Here is a 12,131-nt window from a genome sequence, read left to right on the forward strand (position 1 = left end):
GATGCGCCGTTTCGCCCTTTCTCTGATCCTGCCGATCGCGTTCGCGGGCGCCGGTGCCGTTCTCGCGCAAAGCACGGTGCAGGAGGCCAAGGAGGACGGGAAGAATTTCGCGACTGACATGCGCGCCAATGATGCCTTGGTGCCCAGCGAAACCATGCGCGATCAGGTGCCCGGCTATCAGGGAACCGATCTGCCGCAGAGCAGCTACTTCGACGATCCCGACAAGCTCGTGGCCGATGCCGGCGCGCAGGCGAGCAGCAACGAGGCGTTCTCGGTCACGACCGACGCCAATGACACGCGCCCGCAGTTCGACGCTCAGGAGATCCTTGATACTACGCGCCGCGCGACCGAGATCGAAGCAAACCCTGACACCTACCTTCAGGGCGAACAGATGGGTGGACAGGCGGGCAGCTGCACGCCCCTGCCGCCCGGTGGCGGGAATGTCAGCTATTACGAGGCGACCTGCAACTATGGGGCAAAGCTCGATGAGGTGCCGCGCACCTGCACATCGACGTTGAATGTCTCGGTCGAAAACCGGACCCTCTACTATTACCATATGTCGACTATCGGCCCCTATGTGGACCCTGACAGCATGGCCGATGAAATCGCTGCAGGAACCTGCAAGCCGGTCGGGACCGCCTCCTATTGTGGCACGATGGCAGAATATGGTTCGACGGCGGCGGGGAGCTGCAACAGGGACTTTGGCAACCAACTGCTGCAGGTCATGGAATGCTCGGTCCAGGCGAGCGTGGTTGGCAACCACATGTTCAGTTTCTCGAACCCGAACGCCGTATATCCGGTCATTTCACGGACGACCGGCCAGCACTGGTTCAAGGTCGATAACGCGGCGCCGGTGGTCACGACCAACAAGGTCAACGGTTGCACGGCGCTGGAGAACAATTCGCAGTGCGTGGCGCAGAGCGCGGAGGTCTGCACTGACAGCGAGCCACAGACACGCATCATCAACGGTGTTCCGGTAACGCAGCCCTGCTGGGCCTGGCAGACGAACTATACCTGTAATGAGATCACGCAGGGCAATGATTGTGGCGAATTGGATGACAAGCCGGAATGCACTTACGTCCGCGATGAGTGCATCGACGACGAGGATGACCCGGATTACACGCCGGGCGCCTGCAAGGTCAGCCAAAAGGTCTATCGCTGCCCGGTGCCGACGACGGCGACAGACGATCCCAAGCAGTATGTCTGTGGTAACGACGTCTACTGCATCAATGGCGATTGCGAGACGATCGAGCGTGAAGCCTCGACCGAGTTCAAGGATGCGCTGGTTGCGCTGCATGCGCTGGGCCAGGCAGGCGAAGAGTTCGACGAGGAGAATTTCACGGTCTTCTCCGGTGAGCGTGACACGTGCCACAAGCCGGTTTTCGGTCTGGTCAATTGCTGCGCAGGCAAGACGTCGGGCCTTCTGACCGCTGGTGCCGGTGCTGCAGCCATTGCCGGGGGGCCGACGGCGATCGCCGCGCTGGCGACGCCTTTCCTCACGATGTTCCTATGCTCGACCGACGAAAAGATGCTCGACATCAAGGATCGCATGGGTTTCTGCCACAAGGTTGGCACATATTGCTCATCCAGCGTGCTGGGCATCTGCAAGACCAAGCGCACGGCCTATTGCTGCTTTGAGAGCAAGTTGTCGCGCATCCTTCAGGAGCAGGGTCGCATCCAGCTCAACAAGCCGTGGGGCAAGCCCAAGAAGGAGCAGTGCCTGGGCTTCACCATCGACGAGTTTTCGCGCCTCGATCTGTCCGTGATGGACTTCACCGAGGTTTATTCCGAGTTCGTGGATGCCGCCAAGCTGCCCGATGAGGTCAGCACGCTGAGCGAAATCCAGGACGAGATCCAGGACTACTATGACATCCACACCAGCCAATGACGCCGGTGGCTTTGGGACGAATGTGCCATGCCTGATCGATATGAGTGTTCTCGACCTTGCGATCTTCATGCGGGTTCATCGCGTCAGCAAGGCAGCCGTAGCTGGCGAGATTTCTGCCACGCTGGGGCACTGGTTCGATTGCCACTTCGACGCCTTCGAGATCGAGCAGCGGATGCGGGCGATGATCGAGAAGGGCTGGCTTGTTCGGCGGTCGGGGGGTGTTCGCCCGACGCTCGACGGGCGACGGCACGGCCGCGCGCATCTGCGCGGTCTGGTGCGGATGATGGATCAGGGCACGAGCATGCTCGATGTGGCCCGGATGATGTCCGTTCTGGGCATCGCAATGCAGGAACTGGATGGGGAGCACTCTGTCGATGACGACCTATAAGCGTAATGCTCTGGAGATCCGCGCGCGAGGCCGCATTGCCCGCCTTGGCGCCATTCTGCTGGCTCTGGCCCCTTCCCTGCCGGTGCCGGCTCTTGCCGCTGACGATGCGCTTGCGGCAGGTGAAGGCGATGACGATTTCTACTGCCGCGAGCGCAAGCTGGGGCAGTGGTTCTATTGCGAGAAGCCAAAGCCGAAACCGAGCGAGCAGAAGGCGGCCGAGCCGACGCAGTCCGCAAGCGAGCGCATGGCAGCGATCGCCAGGCAGCTCGACGAATTGAAAGCGCGCGCCATCCTCGAGCCAAGCGAGGAGAACGTAATCGCCTACGTGCGCTTCCAGCGCGAACAACTCGATCGCGCCTCGACCTTCTCGGACACCTGGCAGCGTGCCCTGTGGCAGAACCCGGACATCGACTACACGCTGCAGCGGCCCGTCTCGACGGTCGCGAAGCGGGCATGGACCGATAACCGCACGTCCGATCGTAGCCAGGTGCTTTCGCATCTCGGCCAGCGCTACGGCATGTTCTATTTCTTCGCGCAGAGCTGCGGGGCCTGCGAAATCTTCGCGCCGATCCTGCGTTCGGTTGCAGATTCTCATGGCCTGGCTGTGATGGCCGTCTCGACGGACGGAGGGCCGAGCAAGGACTTCCCGAACTACGTGGTCGACTCCGGCCAACGCGAGCGCATGGGCGTCCCCAACGCGACGCCGGCGCTGGTCCTGTTCGATACCGCGACCCGGAAGACCGTGCCTATCGGTTTCGGCATCCTCTCGGCCGACGAAATCATGGATCGGATCTTCATGCTCACCAACACCAAGGTCGGGAGTGATTACTGATGGTCGACGTGGCCCCCTTCCCTCGCGGTAAAACCCAACCCTCCTCCCGCTTCCGCGCATTTCGTCGGCGGCTTGCCGCCGCTGCTTTGACCCTCGGTGCCGCCAGCATGGTGCCCATCGGTATAGCGCGTGCGGATGTTGCCAGCTCCATGAACTCGTTCTTCAACGATGCCGGTGGCGCCGCGAACGTAACGGGTCCGACAGCCTATCAGGGGCAGTCAGCCGGCTACTATTCGCTTGGCAACGCATGGACGCGCTTCCCGCAGAAAAGCGTGTCGCCTTTCAACCTGCAGCTGCCCAGCGCCCGTGCGGGATGCGGCGGCATCGACCTGTTCACTGGCTCATTCTCGTTCATCAACGCCGCTGAAATGGTGGCGATGCTCAAGGCCACGGCCAACAATGCGCTTGGCTTCGCCTTCAAGCTGGCGATCGACAGCGTCTCGCCCGAGATCGGCAAGATCATGGGCGAGTTCCAGCAGGCGGCCCAGCAGATGAACCAGATGAACATATCGTCGTGCGAGGCGGCGCAGGGTCTGGTCGGTGCGGTATGGCCTCAGATGCAGGGCGCGCGATCGACAATCTGTGCTGCCGTCGGCAACAGCCAGGGTGTGTTCTCCGATTGGGCGCGCTCAAGGCAGGGCTGCGGGGCTGACGGCCAGATCGACGACGTGCTCGCCAACAACAGCGATGCCACCATGAACGAGCATATTCCGGGAGAGCCGCGCAATTACACTTGGGAGGCCCTGAAGCGGTCGCAGAAGTTCGGTGCCTTCGACGCCGAGTTTTCCGAATACCTGATGACCGTCGTCGGGACGATCATCGTCAACAAGGCTGAGGGCAGCAATCCGGCCTCGATCCAGTACATCGGTCCCGCTGAGGATGCTGTGGTGACAGCGCTTCTGGATGGTACGCAGACCGGGAATACGGCGAAGATCCTGACCTGCACCGATGATGACAAGTGCCTTCAGGTCTCCGAGCAGAACCTGTCGATCCCGACCAATGTGGCCCTGCGCCCGCGCATCAAGGCTATGATCACCTCGATGCGCGACAAGATCCGCACAGATGCTGCGCTTTCGTCGGCCGAGCAGCAGCTTTTGTCGCTGACCACCGTGCCGCTCTATAAGCTGCTTGCCGTCGAGGCGATGGCACATGGCAGTTTCAGCGAAAGTGAGTCCGATGCCCTCGCGGAGATCGTGGCCGTCAATCTCCTGAGTTCGATGATCGAGAACATGCTCGACCGGGTCACGCAATCGCAGGTCCACTTTCAGCCAGCAGATCAGGCGACCGCCGAGACATGGCGCAAGCAGCTGGGCGAGGCGCGTTCCAAGTACGCCGAGCGTGATGTAAAGGTGAAGAACACGCTCAACATCTCGATCGCGCTCATCAACAAGTCGATTGCGCTGGAATCGACGCTGCAGAACGCAATGTCGCCGGGGATGGCGGCCGCGCTGAATTTCTCGCGCGGCCTCAACGTCCAGGGTCTCAACTAAGCGGGTAGGAAACAGGCATGGTCGAGGTCTTCACGATTGGTGGCGGGGAGTACATCGTCAACACCTTCAACGCCGTGGCGGCTTGGACGGGTGGTGGCGGCTATGGATCGCTCATCAAAGTCGTCATGGTGATCGGCCTGATTTACGCCCTCCTCTCCGTGGCGTTCACGCTGAATTTCCGTGTCTGGATGAACTGGTTCCTTGGCTCGACGCTGATCTATTCCTGCCTGATGGTTCCGACCGTCGATGTGAAAGTGACGGACCGGATCAACCCGTCCCTCGCCCCCGCTACGGTCGCCAACGTGCCGCTGGGACTTGGCGTGATTGCCAGTTTCTCCAGCCAGGTGGGTGACTGGCTGACCCGCACGGCCGAAACCGTCTTCACGATGCCGAGCCAGCTGAATTATTCCAACAATGGCATGATCTACGGATCGCGCCTGTTCGACGCGACCCGCAACTTCCAGATCCGCGACGCCGAGTTCGCGACCAACCTGCAGAACCACTACAAGAATTGCGTGTTCGGCGATGTGCTGCTGAATTTCAAATCCCTGACGGATCTCGCGAGCAGCACCGATCTGTGGACGTCCATCGGGCCCGGATCTCCGGCCAGGTCGCAGGTTTGGCTTGAGCGCGACGGTGGTGGCTCCGTCAGCAACACCATCATTACCTGTCAAGCCGCCTATCAAGCGCTTACAGGGCAATGGAATAGCATCATCGACGCCTCGACCCCGCTTTGGGGCCGTCAGACCTACACGAATCTGAGTGAGACGGCTGCGGCAGCGAAATTGCGGCAAGACGTCCCGATCGTGAACCAGACCTTCACCGGGTCGTCCAGCGACTATACCTCATCGATGCGGCAGAATAGCGCCATCAATGCCTTCATGCAGGCCCGCGACGCTATGGGCGGCAGCACCGGCGGCGCCTCGATGGACGCCTTTGCCACAACCCGGGCCGACATTCAGGCGCGCAATACCTATAACTCGATCGCCCAGCAGGCGATGTCGTGGGTGCCCATACTCAACATCGTGCTGACCGTGGTCTTCTACGCCATGTTCCCGGTGATTTTTCCGCTGTTCCTGATGCCCCAGACCGGGGTCCAGGCGCTCAAGGGGTATGTGACGGGATTCTTCTACCTCGCTGCCTGGGGGCCGCTTTACGTCATCCTGCACATGATCTGCATGACGCGCGCCGAGAGCGCCTCCAATGCGGTGTCCCAAGGCGGGCTCACGCTCTCGAGTTTCGCCGGGATCGGCGCGGTGAATGCCGAGACGGCGACGATCGCCGGTTTCATGCTCATGAGTGTGCCGTTCATCGCAGCGGGCTTGGCCCGCGGTGCTATGAGTATTTCCGGGCAGGCAACCTCGATCCTTGCGCCGGCGCAGAACGCGGCCGAAGCAGCAGCCGTCGAGCAGACCACCGGCAACTATTCCTACGGGAATACCAGTTTTGCGAACCTGACGTCGAACATGCGTCAGAGCAATCAATGGTCAGATGCGCCTACGTATTCAACGGGCGCGTCGTCGGTCACGAACCGCATGGCCAATGGTGCGACAGAGACCTACCAAGCTGACGGGTCGATCGTCACTGATACGTCGGGGGCCATGTCGAAGTTGGCGTTCGGTGCGACCATGAACAGTACCCGCGTTGCTGAAATGCGTGAGCAGCTTAGTGCCGTTCGTCGCGCCGCTCAGAGCGAAGAAGAGAGCTACGGACACACTCTAACTGCGGCCCATTCAAACAGGTCCGGCGCAAATGCGTCAGTAGAAAGCACGCGAGGTTCCGAAAGTGCAAGTGGAACCCAATCGGGCACGAGCCATGAATTGTTTGATCGTACATCTCATGGTGTTCACGATGGAATAGAAAACCGATCTGGCATTGCAGATACGCTGAAGGTTGATAACAGTTACGTTCGTGGTTCGCAGGAAATTGACGGCGTTACTGGCGGTTTTAATGCCGCCCTTGGAGGTAACGGTGGTCGCAAGGATCAGGGCGGAGCTGGGGCTGGAGCCGGAGCCGGAGCCGGAGGCAATAGTGCGGACGCAGGCGCAGGCCGCGGTAAGAAGGGTATGCTTGGAAAGGTTGTGGACGCTCTCCCCGGTGTGAGTGGATCTAAAACCTGGGCTGCTAATCAGACCTGGGACTTGAAGCATGCCTCAGGCAGAACAGTAACTAACGATGAGAACTCGCAGGCTACTGACGGCATTCGTAACGATCATGGAAACGGAGAAAACTACGCCGCGACCGATGGTTCCTATAATCGCGGCGGCTCGTTCGCACGCTCGTCGATGACTAACAGCCGCTATGCTGCAAGCGAAGATTCACTAACTGACGCATATTCTCATGAGAACAGATTGCGTCATCTCAATGAGTTGGCCGAGCAGCTTTCCAACGACATCAGCTATGCTGAAAGTCATAATATGCAATTCAGCGAGAACCTAAGTCAGGAACTTGCACAATGGTATCGACAGAAAGCTGCTACCATGGCGCCTGGTCTGGTCCCTGAACTTCATCAAACGGTTTTCTCGAATGACGAAAGAAAAATGAGGGATGCGATGATTTCTCGCTTCCTCGATGAACGGAGCCAGGCGATTTGGGAATCTGTCGGCCCAGAGATTGCGGCGTCTCCGTTGAATGAGGTCGATCCTGCTTCAGAAATTCCGGATGCTGATGACGTTCGTGCTCATTACCAACCGCATGGTCTAGGAACCGTGCCGACCCTATCGGGCCCCGCCGTGCCTGGGGATGTGGGCGCAAAGATCGAGGCTGGTAGGCAGGAAGTGGAGGCTATCGGGGAAGCGAAGCGCGTCTTGCGCCAAGGCCATGTCGGTAAAGCGGCCGCTGTCCAAACCTCTGTCAATCATGATTTGGACAAGGGATTTTTCAACGACCCAAAACTGAGAGAATAGTTACCAAAATACAAATCCGAAAAGAATAAATGCGACCATCAGTAGATATGCAATTACATAACCGATTTGACCACCAAGGGTTTCATTCCCCTCTTCGTCCGTGTAGGGTTCGATCACCCGATCATGGGCACTTAGATCATAAGTGATCAATGGCCCCTCTTCACGGCTTGAGGTCGCACTATATAGATTTAGATCGATCATACTCATGGCTTGTTCCTTCTAGCCATGAATCTCACAAAGGTGCAAAATTGGCAACCTTGAAGCCTGACACCACTTCCTCAGAAGTGATCAATGATCCAGTATGCTTCTGCACGCTTGGATTCTCTTGGCTAATAGTGTCAGTGCTGGGCCTACTTCCGCTAGCGGAGGCGTCGCTGCAGCGCTCCCCTTCCATCACGGCGCCGGTCATCGCTGCCTTCTTTATTGCAGTGGGCAGCGGAGCTATCTTACGGCGTCGATATTCCTGGATTGGGGTCGCACTGCACATCTACAGTCAGGTAGCGATCTGGCTCTCCCTTTTTTGTGCCTCGCTTGCGATGGTTTTGATCTCTCTCGCTCCACACTGATTTAAGTGCTCCCGCAGAAAGCCAAGCCTTCCACTTTGATCGCGACCGCCTATTGCCGCAAAAGGCTTCAGTTTGCTTTAGGGGCCGGACGTGCGATTGCGCTACGCAAAATGGGCCTAAAGTCCCTCAGGCCAGCTTCTTGCTTTAATTTCCGCTGCTCGCCAAGGGCAAGCCTGAAGTAGGGTGTTTCTAAAGTCAGTTAGAATATTATCTCTCTCCGCCTTCTCATGATCCAGAAAATCATCAATTGACTTCTGTCGAGCAATTCGCTCGCTGGCGGAGAGTTTAGTTAGGTGCAAAGCTGGATATTTTGCGCCTTCTGATTGTCGTTTGCGATACCAAACAACGTATCGCTGTATCATTTCCGGTGAAAATTCGTTGTTATGCGTCTCGGTATATTGGGCATCGGCTTCGATCCCATCAGCCATTGCTCGTAATCTTGCCACTTGCGCCTTCGAGACGGCGGCGCAGTGATTGCGTGCCGCCTGGTCGACTTCCGGCGATGTGCTGGCAAGCAGAATGAAGGCCATGGAAGCAATCATAGAAAGAGCATGACCTAATAGCCTTGGCCTGTCGAGCATTGGTTCAATAGGCGGAAATTGTGGGCATTTTGGGCATGGCGCATAAGGGTTGCTTGAGGGACCGTATGCGCCAAGGCTTTTGCGCTAGGCGCATCTGGTATGAGCGGCACGCCATTGCAGATGTGAGCGTGCTGACTGTTCCACCCCGCGATATCAACGCGATTCTCTCAAGGCGAAAGCGCCAACTAAGAAACGCTGGTGTCACTTTGCCGGCGGCAAAGTGACACGAATGGCCCATCTGCCTTACTGCGCGGAAAAGGGATTCACATCTCGGACCGGTCGTGCTTGATTCATGAAATGTTCCAGGCCGATCTTTTCAGCGATAGCACACCTTCCGAACCGAGACGTTTTGCTGCGCCGCCCCCGACCACCACGGTTTCCATCCTCGAACGCCTCTCCAGCACCTGCAAACGTCCGCGCTACGCGTTCATGGTGCTCAACCTGCTTGTCGAAGCCAGCCAACGGACCGGTTCTGCTGGACCCTATGTGCTCGTGGGTGATCTGCGAGTGCCGGTTCGCGACTGGCTTTGCGATGCTTTGATGCCGGTCGCTCAACGCGATCCGCGTCGCCTTTCGATCGAAGGTCGCGTTCGTCATATGCTCGAAGACGCGTCTGCACTCCCGCCGGATCCCGTTGCCGCACAACATTTGGTTGATGAAATGGTCCTTGAGCGTATTCGCATCTCAGGCCGTACAAACGTAAGCCGAGCCGTGAGCGAATTGGTCCGAGCCGGATTGGTCAAGCGACACTACCAGGGCTTTCGGGTCGATCACCATAATCGAGGCGCGAAGCGACAGGCCGTCTATGTCGTGACCGAACCGGTAATGCGGGCTCTTTCGCGTTCGGCGACTTGATGTCGGGACGGCCCTACGGTCGAAAAAATCGCACGCTCGCTTAGTCTGGCAGCGTGGTCGCGGGTTCCCGTGTAGGGAAAACCGGGCCACGCACTGTCATTTTCTCAGCTTCAAAGGGGCGCTGAAGCAACCGGATCTCGTCGTAGGAGCCCCGGAGCCAGATATCGATGTCGTCAGGATCGAGGATCGTCACCATTGCCTTGGGGTGGACCGGTTCGACCAGCGAATTGGCATCGCACGTCACCATGGTGAAGCCGTTCCCCTGTCCGGTGCCCTGCCAGAACCCGGCCACGGCGAAGACAGGCTGGTCGATCACCGAAAACCACATCTCGCCTTTGAGCGGCGGCTTGCCATCGCCAAGGTCATGCTTTTGGGGCGTGAATTCGCAGAACTCGGTGAGCGGCACGACGCACCGGTTTTCCGGCTGGTCGGCAAGCCGCCTCCATTGCGGGAGGGAAAGGTTGCGAACGTTGGTCATCGGATAGGGCGCTTTGCCGCCTAGGACGTCCCAGTTCATTATGTCCCATGCCCGACCGCCATCCTGCTCGCGGATAACGTACGCTCTCCCCTTGGGCCGAAGCTCATGGGGATCGAAGCGATTGTCGCGCGGGCGCTCGCTGAAAAGCTGGGCGACCGATCCCCAGATCGTCTCGATTTCACCTTTCATGCGGGCGCGGTTACACATTGCTCAACTCCTGCGAGACGATAGCCTTCTATGTCCGGCTGCTGGTCCTTCCCAGCTTGGCATCTCAGAGATTGCCCTGTTCTTCCACCAGAACCTCGTCGCCCGGCGCGAAGTAGAGGGCGGCACATTCCGCCCGCAAGCATCCGTCTTCAAGCGCAAGGTCGTCACGAAATGCGTCCTTGATGAAGTCCATGGTGTCGAGGTGTCGGTCTTCGAAATACATCTGGTGAACGTCGTCACGACCCGCACCGTAGACTATGCGACCCACCTTGGCCCAGATCGAGGCCATCGTGCACATGCCGCACGGCTGCAGGGTCGAGTAGAGCGTCGCGCCGCGAAGGTCCATGTCGCCGTGCGCCGGTCCTGCTCCGCGAAATGCCATCATTTCGGCATGCGCCGTTGCGTCGCAAGTCTCCTCGGTCTTGTTGACGGACGGGAGAGCTCGCGACCATTCAGCAGGATGATGGCCGCGATCGGCGTATCCTGCGGCGCTGTGCCTTTCGTTTTCGCCAAGTTGATGGCCTCACGCATCCAGGCCCTGTCGTTGTCGTCGATCATGGCGGCCTAGACGCCCGCAGGCCGCAGCCCTGCCCCGGCGGTACTCGAACCTGCCGGCTCATCGCGGGAGTAGGTCCCGATGAGGAAGCCGGCGGCAAGGACCTTACCGTGTATCGCCTCGAGAAACGCGGAGCGCCCCGGGTTGGCTTCGATGACAGGAACCTCGGAGAGCGCGAAAAGCTGGAACACGTAATCATGCGCACCGTGGCCCTTGGGGGGATCGGGCGGCAACCAGCCTTCGGCTAGATAGCTGTTTCGTCCGACGTCGCTGCCGTCCGCCGCTCCGTCCCCGTCAGGTACGATCGCCCCCTCGGGCAATCCTCCAACATCGGGCGGGATATTCCAGACAAGGGCATGCACGAGGGGATGGGGGGCAGGTGCATCGGGATCTTCGACGAGCAGCGCCAATGAGGCTGTCCCTTCAGGAAGAGGTCCCCAGCTCAGCGGCGGGGAAATGCCCTCTCCGTCGGCAGTGAACCTGATCGGGAGCCGCTGACCGTCCGCGAATGCGGGGCTCGACAAGGGAAACAGGCGGTCACCCATGTCTTCACGAACAATTGCCAGTTTCGAGTGTCCGGCGCGGACATCCTTGAGCAATTTGCCCAGCCAGGCAGGTACGTGTTCGAGCACTTCGTGATCCTTTCCACACCGGGTGATGCGCCTTCCCGCCTCGCGGCTGGCTCGCTGCGCGTGGCGCTCACATCAAACGAACGGGCCCAGCCCCTCGATCTGCGTAGACCGGTCGGCCTGGCCCCTTAAGGTAAGCGTCGACGTGAGCCATGAACGCGCTCTTGAAAGCCACCAGGTCAACGGTGCGCCAGGAAACGTCGTGCGCTATGCCCTCGATCCTGCCGATCAGAACGTCGTCGTTTCGGCAATACATGATCGGGGTCGTGAACCCGCGATGGTGCAGGCGATTCGCGGCAATCAGGAGGGAGCTTTCGATTTCAGGCATCGCTCCCGTCAACGCACAAGGATCACAATGGTCACAAGGACCGGTGACTTTACTGGCATTGGTTTGCGGTTCCGATCCAGCGCGCTGTAGGGCGCCAGGGCTGTTCCGCTCACAAGGCCCGGTATCGTTCCTGCGACTATGACGACGCCGTATCCTCATACCGTCCGGCAAGCCGCAATTGACGCACAATTCCGTTGAACGCCGCAGTCACACCCTGGGCACGTCCAATCTCGTTCTCCTGACGCGCCGCATCCCAGTACAGTTCAAGCGGCCAACGCTCGCGGCAATGCGGGAGCAGACAACGAAGCGCCAGGCGGACTTCGACCGTATCGACCCGCGCTTCACCGCAGCGGGTTACACCGCTGCGCAGGATATGCACTGAAAGCGCAATGACGATGCGCTGATGTTTCGGCAGGCTTGCATCCAT

12 protein-coding genes and 1 pseudogene are annotated in these 12,131 nt (G+C 59.2%); 7 read left to right on the forward strand and 6 right to left on the reverse strand.

What is annotated here, in order from left to right:
• Position 1 precedes the first annotated feature (1 nt).
• From L284_RS41230 to L284_RS41250, 5 genes are all read left to right on the forward strand, one after another.
• Positions 2 to 1,888 carry a conjugal transfer protein TraN gene (locus L284_RS41230; RefSeq protein WP_021235255.1) on the forward strand — a complete coding sequence of 629 codons (1,887 nt, stop codon included), beginning with the start codon at positions 2 to 4 and terminating at the stop codon, positions 1,886 to 1,888.
• On the forward strand, positions 1,866 to 2,276 hold the full coding sequence (locus tag L284_RS41235; protein WP_160172141.1) for a hypothetical protein: 411 nt from the start codon (positions 1,866 to 1,868) through the stop codon (positions 2,274 to 2,276). Before L284_RS41230 ends, L284_RS41235 begins: the two co-directional genes overlap by 23 nt.
• Positions 2,263 to 3,108 carry a conjugal transfer protein TraF gene (locus tag L284_RS41240; RefSeq protein ID WP_021235257.1) on the forward strand — a complete coding sequence of 282 codons (846 nt, stop codon included), beginning with the start codon at positions 2,263 to 2,265 and terminating at the stop codon, positions 3,106 to 3,108. Before L284_RS41235 ends, L284_RS41240 begins: the two co-directional genes overlap by 14 nt.
• 149 nt (positions 3,109 to 3,257) lie before the next feature.
• Positions 3,258 to 4,598 carry a conjugal transfer protein TraH gene (locus L284_RS41245; protein WP_407635851.1) on the forward strand — a complete coding sequence of 447 codons (1,341 nt, stop codon included), beginning with the start codon at positions 3,258 to 3,260 and terminating at the stop codon, positions 4,596 to 4,598.
• Positions 4,599 to 4,615: 17 nt separating this feature from the next.
• Complete coding sequence (locus tag L284_RS41250) at positions 4,616 to 7,504, forward strand: conjugal transfer protein TraG N-terminal domain-containing protein (RefSeq protein WP_021235259.1); 2,889 nt, start codon at positions 4,616 to 4,618, stop codon at positions 7,502 to 7,504.
• Here the strand turns inward: L284_RS41250 and L284_RS48040 are convergent, their stop codons facing one another.
• Together L284_RS48040 and L284_RS48045 are read right to left on the reverse strand one after the other, a co-directional pair.
• Complete coding sequence (locus L284_RS48040) at positions 7,505 to 7,711, reverse strand: hypothetical protein (RefSeq protein ID WP_021235260.1); 207 nt, start codon at positions 7,709 to 7,711, stop codon at positions 7,505 to 7,507.
• Between the two features lie 475 nt (positions 7,712 to 8,186).
• Positions 8,187 to 8,600: a hypothetical protein gene (locus tag L284_RS48045; protein ID WP_152524724.1), complete on the reverse strand. Its 414-nt coding sequence runs from the start codon at positions 8,598 to 8,600 to the stop codon at positions 8,187 to 8,189.
• A gap of 348 nt (positions 8,601 to 8,948) precedes the next feature.
• Here L284_RS48045 and L284_RS41255 point away from each other — a divergent pair, with 348 nt between their 5' ends.
• Entirely contained in the window at positions 8,949 to 9,506 is a 558-nt protein-coding gene (locus L284_RS41255) for a hypothetical protein (protein WP_021235261.1), read from the forward strand.
• Between the two features lie 40 nt (positions 9,507 to 9,546).
• On the opposite strand, the gene L284_RS41260 is transcribed toward L284_RS41255, so the two are convergent.
• From L284_RS41260 to L284_RS0124630, 3 genes and pseudogenes are all read right to left on the reverse strand, one after another.
• Positions 9,547 to 10,191: an SOS response-associated peptidase family protein gene (locus L284_RS41260; protein WP_031342799.1), complete on the reverse strand. Its 645-nt coding sequence runs from the start codon at positions 10,189 to 10,191 to the stop codon at positions 9,547 to 9,549.
• A gap of 64 nt (positions 10,192 to 10,255) precedes the next feature.
• Positions 10,256 to 10,749, reverse strand: a pseudogene (locus L284_RS41265) (nucleoside deaminase).
• Between the two features lie 6 nt (positions 10,750 to 10,755).
• On the reverse strand, positions 10,756 to 11,379 hold the full coding sequence (locus L284_RS0124630) for a YbhB/YbcL family Raf kinase inhibitor-like protein (protein ID WP_031342800.1): 624 nt from the start codon (positions 11,377 to 11,379) through the stop codon (positions 10,756 to 10,758).
• Positions 11,380 to 11,521: 142 nt separating this feature from the next.
• Between L284_RS0124630 and L284_RS48050 the strand changes: the two genes are divergently transcribed.
• Positions 11,522 to 11,794 carry a hypothetical protein gene (locus L284_RS48050; RefSeq protein ID WP_152524725.1) on the forward strand — a complete coding sequence of 91 codons (273 nt, stop codon included), beginning with the start codon at positions 11,522 to 11,524 and terminating at the stop codon, positions 11,792 to 11,794.
• 46 nt (positions 11,795 to 11,840) lie between these two features.
• Here L284_RS48050 and L284_RS0124635 read toward each other — a convergent pair whose 3' ends face one another.
• The gene (locus L284_RS0124635; RefSeq protein WP_031342801.1) at positions 11,841 to 12,131 is read right to left on the reverse strand and encodes a hypothetical protein; all 291 of its coding nucleotides are present in this window, start codon (positions 12,129 to 12,131) and stop codon (positions 11,841 to 11,843) included.

Origin of the sequence: Novosphingobium lindaniclasticum LE124 (genome assembly GCF_000445125.1) — a bacterium.
Lineage (GTDB): Bacteria > Pseudomonadota > Alphaproteobacteria > Sphingomonadales > Sphingomonadaceae > Novosphingobium > Novosphingobium lindaniclasticum.